Origin of the sequence: Chryseobacterium sp. KBW03 (genome assembly GCF_003852415.1) — a bacterium.
Taxonomy (GTDB): Bacteria; Bacteroidota; Bacteroidia; order Flavobacteriales; family Weeksellaceae; genus Chryseobacterium; species Chryseobacterium viscerum.
Genome location: NZ_QAJO01000009.1, coordinates 1 through 18,697 on the forward strand (window position 1 = coordinate 1; position 18,697 = coordinate 18,697).

The window sequence follows — 18,697 nt, forward strand, 5'->3', positions numbered from 1 at the left end:
CTGAAGGTAATGAGGTAGCAGTGGAAACTTTAGAAATTGCCCACGAAGGGTTTACTATTGAAAATAATTAATAATAACTTAAAATTTTAACAAATGAATTACAAAACACCTGGAGCCTACGTAGAGGAAATTGCAAAATTTCCACCATCAGTAGCACAAGTAGAAACGGCCATCCCAGCTTTTATTGGACATACAGACAAAGGGCCAAGAAATGAACCAACAAGAATTGCTTCGATGTTGGAATACGAAACAATTTTTGGAGCAGCAAACAAAGAAAAAACAGCGATCTCTATTTCGATTGAAGATAATGTTGTTACGGCAAATGTCAACAATAGCAATGTAAGTACTTTTAAAATGTATTATGCTATGCAAATGTACTTTGCTAACGGTGGCGGACCATGTTATATCGTTTCTGTAAACGGGTATGGAACAGCTCCATCTTTAGGAACAGAAACTACTGCTGGCAGTTTATTATATGGATTAAAATCATTAGAAAAAGAAGACGAACCTACACTTATTGTTTTCCCGGATGCTGAAGCGTTAGGAGCAAATGCTTACCAGTTATACAATAAGGCTTTAGATCAGGCTGAAGACATGAAAGACAGGTTTGTTATCATGGATGTCGTTGGAGATGTTGCTTCATTTAAAGGAGCTTCAGGTCCTACTTCCGGGCCAAGTGGTGAACGTTTAAAGTATGGAGCAGCGTATTATCCAAAATTGGAAACAGTTTTGAGCTATAGCTTTGATGATGCAGATGTTGCGATCACGAGTTATAAAGAAACCAATGGTTCAGGAGTTCTAGTACCTGTTACAACTACTGCTACAAAGTTAGCTGACTTAAAATTGAGCAATTCAGAATTGTACAACCTGGCTAAAAGAGCCATTGAGTCTAAAAGAGTAGTTTTAGCTCCATCATCAGCAATGGCAGGAGTTTATGCTAAAGTAGACAGTACTTCCGGAGTATGGAAAGCACCAGCTAACGTTGGACTTAGCTTCGTAGTAGCACCTACAGTAAAAATTTCTCATGAAGAACAAGAGAATCTTAATGTAGACCCAACGGGTGGAAAATCTATCAACGCGATCAGAACTTTTACAGGAAAAGGAACATTGGTTTGGGGAGCAAGAACATTGGATGGAAACAGCAATGAATGGAGATATGTATCCGTACGTCGTTTCTTCAACATGGTAGAAGAATCTGTGAAGAAATCTACAGAACGTTTCGTCTTTGAACCTAATACTGCCAATACATGGATCCGTGTACAGACAATGATCGAAAATTTCCTTGATCAGCAATGGAGAGACGGAGCATTAGCCGGAAGCAAGCCGGAAGAAGCTTATTACGTAAGTGTTGGTCTGAACAAAACAATGTCTGCTCAGGATATTTTAGAAGGAAGAATGAACATCGAGATCGGTATGGCTGCAGTGCGTCCTGCTGAGTTTATCGTGTTGCGTTTTTCACACAAATTACAAGAAGCATAGAATAAATTAAATAACAATTAAATATAAATAAGATTATGAGTACATATCCATTAGTAAAATTTGCCTTTGAAGTAGATTGGGGCGGAACAAAGGTAGGTTTTCAGGAAGTAACGGGATTGAATGCAGAAACTGCTTTAATTGAATACAGACATGGAGCAAGCCCGGATTTCAGCAAGATTAAAATGCCCGGAATAACAAGCTTCAGTAACATCACTTTAAAAAGAGGAACTTTCAAGAGTGATAACGAGTACTTTGAGTGGTTCAAGACAATTCAGCTTAATACGGTAGAGCGCAGATCCATTACAATTTCTCTTTTAGACGAGAACGGAGAACCGGCAGTTACCTGGAAAGTGAAAAATGCATTCCCACTAAAATTACAGTCTACAGATTTGAAAGCTGAAGGTAATGAGGTAGCATTGGAAACTTTAGAAATTGCACACGAAGGATTAACTATTGAAAATAACTAATCATGGCTCTTTTATATCCTCCAACCAGTTTCTCTTTTATTGTTAATGGGATCTCAACAACTGAGGGTATTGACTCCAGATTTCAGTCTATATCTGGTTTATCAACTGAAATAAGCACTGAAGAATATGCCGAAGGAGGCGAAAACAGATTTACTCATCAACTTCCTTTGAGACCAAAATATCCTAATTTAGTTCTTAAACGTGGATTAATTGTAAGTTCAGGACTGATAAGCTGGTGTAGAAATGCTATGGAAAACTTCGAGTTTGAGCCTAGAAACCTGATTGTTTCTCTTGCAGGAGGACTTCAATCTACAGCCCCTTTAATGGTTTGGAATGTAGTGGGTGCTTACCCTGTAAAATGGGAAGTATCAGAATTCAACGCCGAAGAAAGCAAACTTGCTATTGAAACAATAGAACTGAAATATAGATATTTCACAATACCCTCATCGTTAGCAAGCTTAGGCTTGTAATTTCTAAATCAAATCTAAGCACTAGAGCGTGTGTTAGTTTAAAGATAACTTTTAGCAACATCTTTTTTCATAAAAACAACAGATTAGTCTATAACCGAGACTGAACACACCCTTCATGTGCTTAGATTTTTTAAAATAAATACGTTAAATAATTGGTTTTAAGTTTTTTACGTATTAATAATTAATTAAAAAACAAACGAAATGCCAATAGAAATAAAAGAGCTTCACATTAAAATAAATGTGGACGAAAAAGCAGCAGCAACCACAACTGCCACCTCGGTAGATGAAGAACAAATCATGCGGGCAATCAGCGAAAGTGTAGAGCAAGTAGTAAAAATAGAACAACGTAAAAAAGAAAGATAATGGCAGGAGAAATTATGAAAGTAAAGATAGGGACCTATAAGGATAACGGTTTCGGTTCAGATGCTATAATTGATAGTAAGGCTTTTGTAGCACTTATTAACCCTACAGGTTTTTCTTTTACCCGTAAAGTTGAATATGATACAACACAGGAACCCGGAGCCAATGGAACCGATGCAAAATATATTAAAACATCTCCTCAATCCTTACAATTAGAGTTTTTATTTGATGGTACGGGAGTGACCAAAGCATATGGGGGCAATAAGCTTATCAATGTGCTAACAAAAAATAAGTTCAAAAAAGATACTGTTAAATCTCAACTGGATCGTTTCTATGCAGCAACAGGAGATTTTAATGGGCCGATTCATAAACCGTATAATGTCATCGTTATTTGGGGAGAATTTGAATTTAAAGGAGCTCTTACTGAATTTACAATAGATTATAAGATGTTTACTCCGGAAGGACACCCATTAAGAGCTATAGGCAAAGCAACTTTTGTAGAGGCTATTAGTAAAGAACTTGCAGCAAGAATGGGGAATAAACAGTCTCCGGATCTTACCCACAAAAGGACAATACAGGATGGAGATACGCTTCCCTTAATGACCGAAAGAATTTACGGCGATTCTAAATACTATTTGGAAGTAGCTAAAGTCAACGGTCTTATCAATTTCAGACAGTTGATCCCAGGGGATGAGTTATACTTTCCACCTTTAGAAAAAATATCATAACATGAACAATAGCGGATACATACAAACAGCAAAAAACTCAGACCTGATCACCTATAAGGTTATGTCCGGAGGTACAGAATTGCCGGGCAAGTATGGTGTGAAAAGCATTGTAGTCGAAAAAGAAATCAACAGAATTCCTTATGCCCACATTGTTATTTTAGACGGAAGTGCGCCGGAACAAGACTTCAAGCTAAGCAATGAAGATCTGTTAATTCCTGGAAAAGAAATTGAGATCACTGCCGGATACCACTCTGAAGAAGAAACCATCTTTAAAGGAGTTGTTGTAAAACACAATATAAAAGTTAGAAACGGCTCTTCTTACCTCATCATCGAATGTAGAGATAAAGCTGTGAAAATGACTTTAGGAAGAAAAAGCAAATATTTCTACGACAGCAAAGACAGCGATATCATTGAAGAATTAATAGGAAACAGCGGTGCAACTGCCGATGTAGAAGCTACCTCAAATTCACATAAAGAACTGGTTCAGTACCGGGCTTCTGATTGGGATTTCATGTTAACCAGAGCGCAGGCTAACGGTAAACTTTGTTTTGTAGATAACGGAACGATAAAAGTCGCTAAGCCTGATTTTAGTGGTGAAGCTGTAGAAACAGTGGTTTATGGATCATCCGTACATGAATTTGACGGAGAGATAGATGCCAGAGATCAGTTCAACAAAATTACAGCCAAAACATGGAGTTATACCGATCAGGAAGTGACAGAAGTTGAAGCACAGGATCCGGCTATTAAGCTCAATGGAAATCTTTCATCCGGTGATTTAGCAGATGTTTTTGGAATTGAAGACCTACAGCTTAAACACGGCGGGAATCTTACCCAAAGCGAGCTTCAGGAATGGAGCGATGCGAAAGCAACTTTTCAACAGTTAGCAAAAACCAGGGGAAGAGTACAATTCCAGGGAATTCCATCTGTAGTACCAGGAGTTTCATTAACACTTCAGGGAGTAGGAAACCGATTTAACGGAAAAATATACGTAACCGGTGTCCGTCATGAAATAGCCGAAGGAAACTGGCTGGTAGATGCACAGTTTGGGCTTTCTCCAACGTGGTTTTCAGAAACTTATGATGTAAGTGAAATGCCAGGTTCAGGAATTATTCCTTCCATAAGCGGATTACATGTTGGGGTAGTATCACAATTAGAATCAGACCCGGATGGTGAAGATAGAATTTTGGTGCAAATACCCATCATCAATAACGAGGAAGAAGGTATTTGGGCACGTGTAGCCACCCTTGATGCAGGAGAAAACAGAGGATCATTTTTCAGACCGGAAATCGGAGATGAAGTCATCATCGGATTCATTAATGACGATCCCAATGATGCAGTGGTGCTGGGAATGCTAAACAGTAGTGCAAAACCAGCTCCGATTGTAGCTTCTGATGATAATCATGAAAAAGGATTTGTCACCCGCAGCGAAATGAAAATGATCTTCAATGATGATAAAATCTCATATACCCTGGAGACACCAAAAGGGAAAAAAGTGATTTTAGATGAAGATGCGGACGTCATTAAAATAGAAGATGAACATTCTAATATTCTTACCCTTAATAAAGATGGTATTAGTATGGAAAGTGCAGGAGACATCAAAATAAAGGCAAAAGGCGACGTAAAAATTGAAGGAACGAATATCGGTTTAAAAGCATCTGCGCAGTTAAAAGCAGAGGGCAGCTCCGGTTCAGAACTTAAATCAGGAGCAGTAACAGTTGTAAAAGGATCTCAAGTAAAAATTAATTAATAATCATGAAACCGGCAGCAAGAATTACAGACATGCATACTTGTCCTATGGTGACAGGCACGGTCCCGCATGTAGGCGGACCCATCATTCCTGCAGGAGAACCTACGGTACTTATTGGAGGTATGCCCGCAGCAAGAGTAGGAGACAAAGCAGTATGCACAGGTCCACTAGACACTATTGCATCAGGATCTTCAAGTGTTTTGATAGGCGGAAAACAAGCCGCAAGAATGGGAGATTCTACCGCTCATGGAGGGGTAATAACCGCAGGTGAAGCTACTGTTTTAATAGGTGGATGATCCCATTTAATTAAAAATAAAAATGTAAAACATCCATAACAAAACGGTTAGAATAACTAAAACTCTATGTTACAGATGCAAGATGTTACAATTAAATATAATACAAATAACGTATGAAAATAAATACAGATTTTTTAGGAATAGGCTGGAGTTTCCCGCCTGAGTTTAATCAGACTGAAGGAAAACTGGCTATGACTACAGATGTAGAAGACATCAACAATAGCCTTATTATTTTGTTGTCGACGCGCCCGGGTGAACGTGTCATGTTCCCTAACTACGGATGTGACTTGCAGGAAATGCTCTTTAAGCCTCTGGACTTAACGCTTATTACCCAAATGAAAGGAGTCGTTGAGCGTGCTATTTTATATCATGAACCTAGAATAAATATTTTAAATATTGATATCGATACTCAGGAAGAACTTCAGGGAGAAGTTTTGATACAAGTTGACTACGAAGTAAGAAATACTAATACAAGAAGCAATATTGTTTTTCCTTTCTACAAAGGAGAAGCTACCGAAATATAATGAATTACGGGATGTCTGTAGCCATTTTGAATACTACTAAACACTACATGAAGTATTGCATCTGACCATAGAAAGATAAATATAAACAAATGAAAAAAACAGATACATTTTCACATTATCGTGAAGGAAAATCACAAATGCAGCGCTTTTTAGCAGAATTAGATCCTAGCAATCTTGAATTACACGATTTCGATTTGTTTGATTGGCTATTATTTGCAAACAATTTTGCTAAGCGTGTAAATTATTTTGACAAAGATGATAATACAAAACCACAAGGAAACTGGGGAAACTTCTTCTTGGGTGATGATACCAATGATATAATGCCGCGTAGGGAAAGCATTGAGTATAAAAGTATGAAAAAACAGGTTACAGATCTTATGTCCCAGTTTGAACAAGACAGCAACTTGACCCCTCACTTGACATTATTTGTTTGTTTTTTAAAATTATTAGATTTCTCAAAAAAAGCCTTCAACAATCTGACGAAAAGGCATTTGGATTTCTATTATAATGAAATACTTCAAATTGAGAAAAATGATGCTAAATCAGACAAAGTCTATGTGATCTTTGAATTAGCAAAAAAAGCAATTCAGGAAAAAATTCCAGCCGGTACACTGCTGGATGGTGATAAAGACGCTGATGGAAAAAAAAGAGTGTACAAAACAGATGGAGAACTCATTGCCAACCAGGCAAAAGTAGTTGAAATTAAAAGTTTTTTAAACGATGTTAAAAAAAGAGAGCTAAAAATGGCTCCCGTAGCCAATACAGCTGATGGTCTGGGTGATAAATTACCGGAAGACAGCAACTATTGGTGGCCATTCGGGTATAACTCGGATGAAACAGTTTCGGATAAATCTATTTACAAAGAGCTCCCAAAAGCTAAACTGGGCTTTTCCGTGGCATCCTCTTTATTTGATTTAAAAGAAGGGGAAAGAACAGTCACTCTTAAAATCGATTTTAATAAAAATTCGACTCAAAAACTACAGGAAATTGAAGACAAATATATTGAGAATAATATCAAAGTGCTTTGTAGTGGTGAAAAAGAATGGTTATCGGGCATCGTTTTAAAATGTATTAAAAACGAAGAAGAAAGATTAGAGCTTTCTTTTACATTGCCCAAAGATTTCCCGGCAGTTGTAAAATACAATAAGGAAGTGCTGTCAGAAACATTCCAAACTCAATTCCCGGTCGTAAGGTTTATGATCGAAGGAGAAAAGTACTACGATATCTACGAAGCTCTTTCAGAAAAACTAATAAAAAATATAGAAATAGCGGTTGATGTAAAAGGAGTAAAATCAATAGAGATAGAAAATGACAGCAGTACATTAAATTCGGAAAAACCGTATTATCCATTCACTGCACAGCCCATTAAAGGATCTAATTTCTATATCAAATGTCCTGAAATGTTTTCCAAAAAATGGCTCAATGCAGACATTAGTATCCATTGGAAAAATACTCCGGATTCTATAAAAGATTTATACAACGGATACATCATTCAGCCTAATCAAAATATCAGCTTACAGGATTTTGAAGGGTTAAAAAATTCATCAATTGTAGGTTCTGATGCTTATTTTAAAGCAGATACCGCTTTGTTGGAAAAAGAAGTATGGTACGCCAAAGCCAATAATATTGATGTATTCAAAAAAGTAGACGGCGCTTATAAAACCCAGTTTTCTATCAATAATACCAATGAAGAGCCTGGTACCAGTGAGTCTATCCGATTAACATTGAACCAGTCTTCACTACAGGATGTATACCCGAAGTTGTATACGTTGGCATTATCAAGCAAACCCGCTAGCGGCAAACTGATTCCAAACGAACCCTACATCCCTTTTGCTGAAGATATAGAACTGAATTACACTGCAAAGGAAAATGCATATTCGTACTTGGATAAAAGCTCCGACAGTGTGGCCTCAAAAAGTAAAGGGGTACAGTTGTATCATGAAGATGCATTCGGACAATATGAAAAAGAAGTTGAAACGGAAAGTATCGTACCTGTACACGGAAACGGAGGTGAACTATACATCGGTTTGGAAGCTATGCCAAAAACCACTGTTTCACTATTAATCCAAATGCTGGAAGGAAGTGAAAATCCTTTAGTGGATACTTTCCAGGAAAAAGAGTTTATAGAATGGCATATCCTTTCAAATAATACATGGGTGAGTCTGTCGAATTATATGCTGCAGAATGAGACCAGAAGATTTCTGGAATCAGGTATTGTAAAGTTTAAAATTCCTAAAGACATCAATACCAACCATACAAGGTTTACCGACGGATTATTTTGGATCAGAGCCAAATCACAAAGAAGTTATGATGCGGTATGTAAAATTCAGGGAATATACACTCAGGCTGTTTTGGCAACATTCCAGAATCAGGACAATGATCTGTCCCATTTGAATAACGGATTGAAAGCAAAAACTATTGCTAAGCTTATTACCAGAGTGCCTCAGGTGAAATCGGTTAGCCAGCCTTACAATTCTTTCGATGGTAAATACAAAGAAACAGACACAGAGTTCTACAGACGCGTGAGTGAACGTCTGAGACATAAGCACAGAGCCATTACCCAATGGGATTACGAACAACTGGTATTACAGGAATTTCCGGAAGTCTTTAAGGTAAAATGTTTAAATCATACCTCTGAAAAATCATATATGGCTCCAGGGCATGTAACCTTAATGGTAGTGCCGAATATTAAAAATAAAAATGCTTTTGATGTCTATCAGCCAAGAGTAAGCAGAGCCAGTCTGAATAAAATTCAAAATTATGTCAATGAATTAAATACGATGCATGTTAACGCTCAGGTAATCAATCCAAATTATAAAGAAGCAAAAGTAGAAACGAAAGTCAAATTCTTTGAGCAGTACGACGAAACATTTTACATCCAGCAATTAGACGAAGATATTAAAAAATATATATCGCCCTGGGCTTTTACAGACTCTAAAGATATCGATTTTAACGTGGAACTAAATGTTAATCAGCTCATTAATTACTTGGAGCAGCTGTATTACGTAGATTATATTGATGAGATAAAGATATTGGTAAATAATGTTTTACAAAAACAATCTTTAATCGAAGTAGATCCAAAATCAATTCTGGTATCTGCTAAGCAGCATGATGTAAGTATTACGGACCAAGTATGTATTTAATAATAATAAGAAAACATAATCATGTCAGAAAATAAGCACATTAGTATATCAAAAAATATAGAAACCGGAGATCAAACAGATTTTCATTTTCTACGAAAAACAGGTATTGAATACATAGAAAAATTAGGAGGGAAACTTTGGACCGATTATAATTCCCATGACCCGGGTATTACCACGCTGGAAGTTTTAAGTTATGCCATCACAGATCTTGGGATGAGAATGAATCTGAATATGGAAGATATCTTAGCATCCAAAGATGTAAAGAAAGACATTCATACACAGTTTCTGAAGGCTACAGAGATTTTACCTTCAAGACCTTTAAACGAGCTTGACTATAGAAAGTTGTTTATAGATATCAACCTGGTGGCAGGTCATAAAAGACCAATCCGCAATTGTTGGCTGGTTCCTAAAACTGAAACGTTGTACGTTGACTGTAAAACAGGGAAATTGGATTTTAAGCCGATTGGAGAAAAAATACAAGATCTTAAAGTGAAAGGACTGTACGATCTTTATGTGGATTATGCCGAAGATATTGATGCTGAAGGGAGTGGATGCCAAAAATCCAATGTCAACATCAATATATTAGACCGTTACCATGCCAATAGAAGTCTTTGCGAAGATCTGGCTGAAATTAAAGAAATCGAAACCCAGAAAGTGGCTGTCTGTGCCCGTATCGGACTTGTAAACAAAGCCGATGAAGAGCTGGTACATGCTAAAGTAATAAAAGCGATCAATAACTACCTGTCTCCGGAGGTTCATTTTTATTCACTGAAGCAAATGCTTGACAAAGGTCTGACTACAGATCAGATTTTTGAAGGGCCACTCTTGGACAACGGTTTTATTGATACTGAAGAACTTGAAAAAAGCCAGTTAAGAAAAGAAGTTCGTCTTTCCGATATCATCAGTGAAGTCATGAAAATTGACGGAGTTAAAGAAATTCATGAAATTTCTATTGCAGGTTGTGATAGCGTGATCAAGCAAACCAATGATTGGCTGATCTGCATTGAAAAAGGTAGAAAACCTGAGTTATGTGACCTAAGTTCATTCAGCTACAGTAAAGGTTCCCTTCCATTAAATATCAATGACAAAAAAGTTCAGGAATATTTAGAAACTCTTAAAAGAGAAGAAGAAGTATTGAGGGATGATGCAAGACAAAATAAAGAATTGACTTTACCACAGGGGACTTCATATGATATCGCCAACTATGCTACTGTTTTAAATGAATTTCCGGATACATATGGAGTAGGAGTATCAGGGATTATAGGAAATCAATCTCCGGAGAGAGAAGCCCTGGCTAAACAATTGAAAGGCTATTTGCTGTTTTTTGATCAGATCCTTGCCAGCTACTTCAAACACCTTGAAAAAGTAAAAGAAGTATTAAGTGTAAATGGTGATTTGAAAAGAACTTATTTTACCCAGGCTCTTAAAAATATTAAAGGTTTTGACCAGTTGGTTCATGATTATCCTGCTAACGAGGACGAGCTTACAGATTCGTTATATGAAGAGCTGGATAACAGTGTGGAACGCCGAAATGAAGTTTTGAATCATTTGACCTCTCGTTTTGCTGAAACATTCAGTGATTATACGTTCCTAATGAAGTCATTGTATGGAAAATCTGCCGATGAAATTGTCCTGAGTAATAAAGAAACCTTCCTACATGAGTATACATCATTAAGTAAAGACAGAGGATTGGGTTACAATTATACATTAATTGGGGATTCAGATATTTGGAATACCAACAATATTTCCGGTGCACAGAAAAGGATAGCCCGTCTGTTGGGGATTAAAAATTATAGACAGAGAAATTTATCTCAGTCGCCTGTTTCAATCATCAAAACAAAAGATAGTAATAATAAAGACAGCTATACCTGGAAAATAAAAGATGCTAATAGCAATATTATTCTATCATCTGTCAACACCTACAAAATTGAGTACGCTGCAACCAAAAGCTTAAATGAAGCGATTTATCAGACGATTCAGATAGATCAGGAAGACCTTGAAAATGAACTAGACAGATTAGATGAGAAGCATCTCGAAGATACAGTAGAAAAACTAATAGCATGTGAGGATAATTACTGCTTAATTGGAAATATAAAAATCCGTGTTTCATTGGGGGGTAACTTCTATCTGGAGATTCTGGATGATACCGATAAGCAGAATGTCATTGCTATGCACAAAAAAACCAATCCGTATTCATCACTGCCATTATTGAAAGATGGGATTAGGGAGATCGTGAAGTATTTTAAATATGAATTTACAGAAGAAGGTATTTTCCTTGTGGAGCACTTATTACTAAAGCCAACCTCCAAAGATTATAAACTCATGGGGGGCATAGGCTGCATGTCTATAGAAGGGAGTTTTAGAATCATGTATGACCTTGAAGAAAAGGGTATTGCAAAAGATCCAATAAAATATTCGGAAGCCTTCATGCATTCTTGTGAAGAAGATTGCGAAACAGATGTTTTTGACCCTTATTCTTACCGGGTAAGCGTTGTTCTTCCGGGCTTTGCTTATCGTTTCCAGGATCCTGATTTCAGACGCTATGCCGAAACAGTTATCAGACAGGAGATTCCGGCCCATGTTTTAGCAAAAATTTGTTGGGTGGGAGATCGATTGACAGAAACAGAAACTGCTCAGAATGACTTGTCTGAATTTGAAGTGGCCTTTAAAAAATACCTTTTAGATAAATCGAGAAACAATATTGTCAACCTTGGAAACAGCATTACAGATTTATTAACTGCTCTTACCCATTTAAACAATATTTATAGACCGGGAAGACTTCTGGACTGCGCAATGGATGACAATGACAGCTTAGACGGAAAAATCATATTAGGACAATCAAACATATAAAAACCGAAAAACAATGAATGCTAAATTAGATAATATAACAACCCAATATAGAAAGTTCAACGAAAATCAAGCGTTAACAGAAGGGCAATTAAACGAATTTATAGACTATTTCGAAGACCAGGACAGGCTTTCAAGAACCCGCCTGAGCGGGGTGGGAGTAGTATGTGGTTTTCAATCGACATACATAGATTTTGTTTTGCAGCCTGATACTGTAATGGAAAAAAAGTCTGGATCTGAAGATAAAGCGATTGATCTTAATTTTAATACGATTGCAATTACACAAGGTGCCGGGGTTACCACAGATGGTGATTTAATAACGCTGCGCCATAAAACAGATAAAGAGGCAGAAGTTACTATCGATTTCACGACTAATACTTACAAATATTTTAGAAATTATATTGACAAGGTCGGATATAAGCATTTTCTTATTGGAGGGAAACAAATCCCTCTTTTAGAATTGATTACGCAGGAAGAATATACCCAATTAAAAAACCAAGGTGTTAATGTTGGAGATTTTAAGCACACAAAAGAAATCACCAATATCTATGGCAAAACCGTAATTCTGTATTTAGAAAGTTATTCCAATGAAGAATCACCATGTCAGGATGCAGATTGTGACAATACCGGTGCAGAGCAGGTATCTAATCTCAAAGTGCTTTTAGCAGATTCAAATTCTGTTTTAGATCTTATCAAGAAGGGGGATGCAAAAGACACCATCTATAATGTTCACAATTCTTATGAAGAGCTTTTTGATCAGTTGCCTAAAATAGAAGCCAAAAGAGTTATTCTGGACCCTGCTGTTGTATCAGCAAGGCAATTGAAAGAGAAATTCCAAAATGCCATTGGTTCTGTTGCAGAATTAAGCAATGGGTTTAATGCAATTGCAAGTACTTTTAATGTGAGTGTCAATCTGGGAGGACAATCCCTTTTTGATAAATTGGATTCTTTACTTAAGAATACGGTACGAGGTTTTGACGACTATCAGTATCGATATGACTTGCTAAAAGATTTAATTGATACTTACAATGAAATAAAAGGATTGATCCTGCATCTTAATGCGGAATGCTGTCCGGCTATAGCTTCATTCCCTAAACACCTTATGTTGGGGGCTGTTGGAGCAGCGCAGGAATTAGGAAAATATATTCCACTCCGTCACGGTTTTTACCATTCACCTGTAACCACAAATGATGATGAGAACTACGAAAGAGTCGTAATGCTTGCCAATCGTTTTGTACAGAAAATAAATGGATTTCAATCGTATATGGGAGCCATTAAAATTACTCCTTCCAATCTCTATGTCAGATTAGGTGAAAAAGCAATCCCTTATTATTATAATGTAGATAAGCCATTATTGGCTCAATGGAACTTTGAAAAAACAAAAACCGATAGAGAAACTTACAATTTAAGTTATCACACAGCCAATCTGGCCGGGGACGATTTTGTTCAGAATCCGTTGATTTATAATATTGATAACAATGATTTCTATAGAATTGAAGGCCATTTAACATTGCCTTACAAAACAGCCTTACAAAATATCAATGATCTTAAAACAAAATACGGATTAGCCTTTGATGTTATTGCTTTGGTTTTAGAGAAAGGTGAAAAACCTACTGGTGATGTATCCAATGAAAAAACAGTATCAATAGACGACCTTAGAAAACAATTAACATCAATTTCCAGTGATATCAGTAATAGAAAAGGGGATTCACAAAACACCTTACTAAATATTTCTAAGTTAGACGAGAAATTAAGACTGTTAAATAAAGCTGAATTCGCAAAAGACGGATCAGCAGAAGGAATTACTGTAGTAAAACAAGATCCTAAAAAAGATGATGTTGTAAGCGAACTGTTAAGCGAATTTTTAGAAAGAAAATCGGGCTTAGAGCATGTAGCCGGTGTAGAGCCGGGTGGAACCTTTGTCTTAATTTACGCATCAGAAACGTACAATCAGGTTCTTGCAGATTTCTCATTACCTTATCTGTGCTGTTCTAAAAAGGAACCTGTATTCCTGATGCTGCCAGACAGTAAACTATGTCAGAAAGATGCTCCGATTGCTATGACAATCGTTCCGCAAAACGGAGAAGTAAAAGCATTTATAAATGGTACTCAGATCCCTGCGGTTACACAATCCGGAGGCCAAAGCTTCTTCGATCCTGGTTTGGTTAACGCAGCTTATTTTGGACAAACCATTACGTTTACGGTTAATGATGATCTGGTGGAAGCACAGATGGTCGTTTATCCACAACCAAATGTATCTGTTACCACAGGAGGTGTGAGCTATGATGCTCCTACAACGGACGAAAATGCAAACAATCCGGATGCTACGGTTGAATTTAAAGTTGCCGGGGACTTTACAGGTCTTACGTTTACTTGGAATTTTGATGATGGTACTCCAGTACAGCATAATGAGGCACCTGCTAACACAAAACTTCATGTGTACAAGCTTGTTGCGGGACAAGAAAAAACGTTCAATCCAACCCTTACAGTAACCAATGCTAATGGCTGTAGTACTGTGTATAAATTAGCTCCACTGAAATTAAAAGGTCAATCTACTATTGCTTGTTTAAGTGGTATGAGAGTGGTCATTCAGTATAGAGATGATATAGACACTGGTCACGTTTGTAATGATGCTACTTTCAACTTAACAGGAAATGGTATTGTAATAGGAGGTATAAATCCATATCCTGGCTTTATTGGAAACATACATTTAAGTAACACAGGAGGTAATCAGGATAGAAACAATCATAAACCTGGTACTCCTGCGCTGAGTAGATATAATGAAATTGTTATCAGTCAAGCCGAAGCTAAAACCATGGCTTCAAAAACAACAGATGGTTTTGTAGAGTTTTCACTTGAATGTGCTTTACCTGTTAATAATAGACCACCAACTGGTTGTCACCAAGATGTTGCCTATACAGAAATCTTCTTGGCAAATGCTACAGTTCCTATTTATAAAGGATATCCAAATGGGAATTTCTTAAAGATAAACCCTTGTACAGGAGTGACAAAATAATAGTCAAATAATAACTTCATAGGCAGTATAAATTGCCTATGAAGTTTATTAAAAGACCTTAATGAATCATTAAAAAATGAACAATAATGAATAATCAATTAAGTAATATAGCAGTCCAATACCGCAAATTCAGTAAAGGACAATACATAGAACACCCCCAGTTCAACGAGTTTTTAGATTTTTTTGAAGATCAGGACCGTTTGTCCAGAGTGCTGCTGCAGGGGGTAGGTGTTGTATGTGGTCTCAAACCAGATCTTATTTATACAAATAAGCTATTGAGCGGCATACAACTTTCTCAGGGGATGGCTATAACAACCGACGGAGATCTGCTGACTTTGAATAATACCAATGAGGTGAGTAAAGATCTGTATGTAAGTGATTTAAAAACCATCAAGATAGAAAGTAAAAAGTATAACTATTTTAAAAAATATGATAATTTTAAAGTAAATTATCCTGCATTTTACTATGGAAAAGACAACCAGATTGAGCTGTGGGAATTAGCAACAGATGAGGAAGCAAATTCTGGTTTTCAACCCATCAGCAATCTTTCAGATTTAGAAAATAAATATCTGTTGCTGTATCTGGAGGATTATGAAAAAGAAGTGAAACCTTGTAGGGGAGTTGATTGCGATAACCATGGAATCCAGCAAATTCGAAATCTTAAAGTATTAGTTACTACAGCTGATGGAATCAATTATATTCTTGGAAAAGATAAGATTATGCCTCATCCATTGTTTGTGGATGATATCCTGGGACCTGTGAAACAGGAGCGGGTTATTGTAGAACAGCTTATTTTAGAAAATGACATTGACACTCCTTTTTCCTTTACTGATTTAAGAGATCTGTATATCAAAGCTTTAGATAAAAATAAGTATGGTGAGGCTCTTTTTCAAAAAATCAATGCCATTTCTCAGTTTATGGGAACATCAGGAGCGAACCATTCAGTTTTCAAAAGCACATTAAATAAGTTTCTTGCTAAAGAATCTGGTTTTCAGTATGCTTATGATGTAGTGAAGGATTTGGCAGATACCTATTCTGAAATTATAAAGCTGCTTCCTAAAGCATTTACCAAGTGTCTTCCTGATGTAGTTTCTTTTCCTAAACATATCATGCTTGGGAAACTACTATCGGATACCCAATTAGATTTCTCAAGACATCAGTTTTATAACTCGCCTGTGTTGGATGATGAGAAAACAACACAAAGAGTCAAAGTGTTGATTAATCGTTTTAATCAGCAGGTACTGAGTTTTAAGTATCCGGACTTCGTTGAAATTGGGACTCAGCCAAAGATCAAAATTACTCCATCTCAAAAATTGAATCCTCTGAGCAACAAAGCGGTTCCTTTTTATTACGAGCTTTCAGTAGAACTTTTAAAAGCGTGGAACTTTGATAAAACAAGTAATCGGTCATTTACAGATAACCTTGCATATGATACAGGGTTTGCATTAAACGCACATATAAAAGATCCGTTGAGTTTTAATATCGATAAAAGTTCATTTTATAATATAGAAGGACATCAGGGATTGGATTATCAAACGGTTTTTGATCAAATAAAGGAAATCAGAGATAAGCAGCAGCTGGGATTTGATATTATGCTTGTGTCTTTAGATGAATTAAAAGATAATAAAGACCTGGTAAAAGACTATTTCAATGAATATCTAGAAAAACATCCGGGATTGGAACACAAACGGGGTGTTCAGCGGGGAGGTACATTTGTTATTGTTTATCAGAATATTGGGAGAGACAATAAAGTTGTCGCGGATTTTTCACTTCCGTACATATGCTGTACTCCAAAAAATAAAATTGAATTGAGCTTGCCAACCACGACTATTTGTATAGAATCCCGCCCTATACCTTTTAAAGTAATTCCGGCGAATGGAGAAGTGAAAGCCAATGTCAGTGCAAATGTAAAGGGTGGTGTGGAATTAATCGGCACGCAATATTTCTTTAATCCGAAAAAGGTAGACTTAAGTCTGCTTGATAAGGAAATTACCTTTACGGTCAACGGGAAACCTACTAATTGTAGTATCAAAGTGATTTCACAACCAAATATAAAAGTAGAAGTCGTTGAGCCTGTCATTTATTCTGGAGGAGATTCAAAATCAACAATCGTAAACTTTAAAGTTTCAGGACAAAATTTTGCAAACTATACTTACAATTGGGATTTCCTGGGTAATGATGTTTGGGTTCCTCTAAATCCAGATAAAAATGGATATGTGAGTTACAAGTATTCTAATCTGGATCCAAAAAATATTCCAGTAGTAAGGGTAAAAGTGAGTGGCGGCGGATGTACTGAGACGATACCTGTAAATTTACCCCAGACCAAAGAGTGTCCGGTGATTTCAAATATTAAATATACAGTTGTTGATAATGGTAATGGTACCCAAACATTCACATTTGATTGGGATTTACCTTCAGATCTTTCTGGAATAACAGGCTTGAATATTTATGATTCAAGTGATCTTGCAAATGGATGGCATTATGAATCTGGATCATACCGTCCACGAAGAACAATCACATTGCCTTTAGGTAAATACTCTATTAGATTCGGTTTAGTGGGTTCATGTAAAAATCCAGAAAACACGTTAGAACTTCCGGGATTTAATGATATTGGAATTATAAAAGATCCGAATAATCACCCACCGGTTGTATCAATCAAATGGAAGGATACTTCAGGAATTGAGGACAGGTTATGCAGACAGTCGGCTTGTAGTTTTGCAATTGATGTTTTTGCAACTGATCAGGATGGAGATATTGCAAATATTCAGATTTTTAAAAGTACTGATAATGGGACTACATGGAGTTCATTTGTTGGCAGTCTTACGGGGACAACATTTACAGATTCTATAAACAGAGCTGGTACGCAGTTGTATAAAGCAGTTGTTACAGATGTGAAAAACAATAAAACAACTTCAAATATCCTGTCTTATAAAAAAGAAAATCACCCACCGGTTGTATCAATCAAATGGAATGATATATTAGGAAATGGGGACAGGGTATGTACACAGCCTACTTGTAATTATGCGGTTGATGTTTATGCAAGCGATCAGGATGGAGATATTGTCAACGTTCAGATTCATAAAAGTATTAACAATGGGGCTACATGGAGTTTGTTTAATAGCAACTTTACCGGGACAACATTTACAGACTCTATAAGTGGGTTTGGTACAAATTTATATAAAGCGGTTGTAGTAGATGGAGAAAGTAATACCGTTACTTCAAACATTCTTTCCTATAAAAATGAATATCGTCCCACGGTTGTGATAGATAGCATTAGTTTTCCTAATAAAAATTGCTGTATTGTTGAGTTACCCACTATTATAGCTAATGCTGGCGGGGCTCAAAACCTTCTTTTATCTAATTTACCTACCAGGAGATTGGGATTAAAAGGATGGGGTAGAGGAGCAAATGAGCTTTTGTATTTCTGGAGCAAATTAGAAGGTCCGGATGTAATACTTGAAAACGTTAACAAAGATAACTTGATCATCAAGGATTTAAAAGTTGGAAAATATAGATTCCAGCTTTTGGTTAAGGATGCTAATAGTGATGCATTTGAAATCGATGTAGCAGAGATAAGAGTGGATTAAGAAACATATTCTTTGTGCTATATTTAATATAAA

The 18,697-nt window shown here is 36.5% G+C and carries 12 protein-coding genes; all 12 read left to right on the top strand.

Annotated elements, in window-relative coordinates; genetic code table 11:
* The first annotated feature begins 93 nt into the window (after nt 1-93).
* The 12 genes from DBR39_RS18045 (at nt 94) to DBR39_RS18095 (ending at nt 18,664) form a co-directional block, all read left to right on the top strand.
* Nucleotides 94-1,479 carry a phage tail sheath family protein gene (locus DBR39_RS18045; RefSeq protein ID WP_109738062.1) on the top strand — a complete coding sequence of 462 codons (1,386 nt, stop codon included), beginning with the start codon at nt 94-96 and terminating at the stop codon, nt 1,477-1,479.
* A 35-nt stretch (nt 1,480-1,514) separates the two neighbouring features.
* On the top strand, nt 1,515-1,946 hold the full coding sequence (locus DBR39_RS18050) for a phage tail protein (protein ID WP_124535463.1): 432 nt from the start codon (nt 1,515-1,517) through the stop codon (nt 1,944-1,946).
* Between the two features lie 2 nt (nt 1,947-1,948).
* On the top strand, nt 1,949-2,416 hold the full coding sequence (locus DBR39_RS18055; RefSeq protein ID WP_103235303.1) for a phage tail protein: 468 nt from the start codon (nt 1,949-1,951) through the stop codon (nt 2,414-2,416).
* 201 nt (nt 2,417-2,617) lie between these two features.
* On the top strand, nt 2,618-2,779 hold the full coding sequence (locus tag DBR39_RS24345; RefSeq protein WP_185147220.1) for a DUF5908 family protein: 162 nt from the start codon (nt 2,618-2,620) through the stop codon (nt 2,777-2,779).
* Nucleotides 2,779-3,504, top strand: a complete 726-nt coding sequence (locus DBR39_RS18060) for a CIS tube protein (protein ID WP_124535465.1) — start codon at nt 2,779-2,781, stop codon at nt 3,502-3,504. Before DBR39_RS24345 ends, DBR39_RS18060 begins: the two co-directional genes overlap by 1 nt.
* 1 nt (nt 3,505) lies before the next feature.
* Nucleotides 3,506-5,251 carry a type VI secretion system tip protein VgrG gene (gene vgrG / locus DBR39_RS18065; RefSeq protein ID WP_124535467.1) on the top strand — a complete coding sequence of 582 codons (1,746 nt, stop codon included), beginning with the start codon at nt 3,506-3,508 and terminating at the stop codon, nt 5,249-5,251.
* 5 nt (nt 5,252-5,256) lie between these two features.
* A complete protein-coding gene (locus DBR39_RS18070) occupies nt 5,257-5,547 on the top strand; it encodes a PAAR domain-containing protein (RefSeq protein ID WP_066757051.1) in 291 nt (96 codons plus the stop codon).
* Nucleotides 5,548-5,660: 113 nt separating this feature from the next.
* Nucleotides 5,661-6,071 carry a GPW/gp25 family protein gene (locus tag DBR39_RS18075; RefSeq protein ID WP_124535471.1) on the top strand — a complete coding sequence of 137 codons (411 nt, stop codon included), beginning with the start codon at nt 5,661-5,663 and terminating at the stop codon, nt 6,069-6,071.
* 89 nt (nt 6,072-6,160) lie between these two features.
* Complete coding sequence (locus DBR39_RS18080; protein WP_124535473.1) at nt 6,161-9,214, top strand: baseplate J/gp47 family protein; 3,054 nt, start codon at nt 6,161-6,163, stop codon at nt 9,212-9,214.
* Between the two features lie 21 nt (nt 9,215-9,235).
* Nucleotides 9,236-12,064 carry a hypothetical protein gene (locus DBR39_RS18085; protein ID WP_124535475.1) on the top strand — a complete coding sequence of 943 codons (2,829 nt, stop codon included), beginning with the start codon at nt 9,236-9,238 and terminating at the stop codon, nt 12,062-12,064.
* Nucleotides 12,065-12,077: 13 nt separating this feature from the next.
* The gene (locus DBR39_RS18090; RefSeq protein ID WP_124535477.1) at nt 12,078-15,077 is read left to right on the top strand and encodes a PKD domain-containing protein; all 3,000 of its coding nucleotides are present in this window, start codon (nt 12,078-12,080) and stop codon (nt 15,075-15,077) included.
* An 86-nt stretch (nt 15,078-15,163) separates the two neighbouring features.
* Nucleotides 15,164-18,664, top strand: coding sequence for a hypothetical protein (locus DBR39_RS18095; protein WP_124535479.1), 3,501 nt, complete (start codon nt 15,164-15,166; stop codon nt 18,662-18,664).
* Nucleotides 18,665-18,697: the final 33 nt, after the last annotated feature.

Bases quoted from the DNA above. Each gene is read 5' to 3' on its own strand.
- DBR39_RS18045 (WP_109738062.1), top strand. From the start codon at position 94: ATGAATTACAAAACACCTGGAGCCTACGTAGAGGAAATTGCAAAATTT.
- DBR39_RS18050 (WP_124535463.1), top strand. From the start codon at position 1,515: ATGAGTACATATCCATTAGTAAAATTTGCCTTTGAAGTAGATTGGGGC.
- DBR39_RS18055 (WP_103235303.1), top strand. From the start codon at position 1,949: ATGGCTCTTTTATATCCTCCAACCAGTTTCTCTTTTATTGTTAATGGG.
- DBR39_RS24345 (WP_185147220.1), top strand. From the start codon at position 2,618: ATGCCAATAGAAATAAAAGAGCTTCACATTAAAATAAATGTGGACGAA.
- DBR39_RS18060 (WP_124535465.1), top strand. From the start codon at position 2,779: ATGGCAGGAGAAATTATGAAAGTAAAGATAGGGACCTATAAGGATAAC.
- vgrG (WP_124535467.1), top strand. From the start codon at position 3,506: ATGAACAATAGCGGATACATACAAACAGCAAAAAACTCAGACCTGATC.
- DBR39_RS18070 (WP_066757051.1), top strand. From the start codon at position 5,257: ATGAAACCGGCAGCAAGAATTACAGACATGCATACTTGTCCTATGGTG.
- DBR39_RS18075 (WP_124535471.1), top strand. From the start codon at position 5,661: ATGAAAATAAATACAGATTTTTTAGGAATAGGCTGGAGTTTCCCGCCT.
- DBR39_RS18080 (WP_124535473.1), top strand. From the start codon at position 6,161: ATGAAAAAAACAGATACATTTTCACATTATCGTGAAGGAAAATCACAA.
- DBR39_RS18085 (WP_124535475.1), top strand. From the start codon at position 9,236: ATGTCAGAAAATAAGCACATTAGTATATCAAAAAATATAGAAACCGGA.
- DBR39_RS18090 (WP_124535477.1), top strand. From the start codon at position 12,078: ATGAATGCTAAATTAGATAATATAACAACCCAATATAGAAAGTTCAAC.
- DBR39_RS18095 (WP_124535479.1), top strand. From the start codon at position 15,164: ATGAATAATCAATTAAGTAATATAGCAGTCCAATACCGCAAATTCAGT.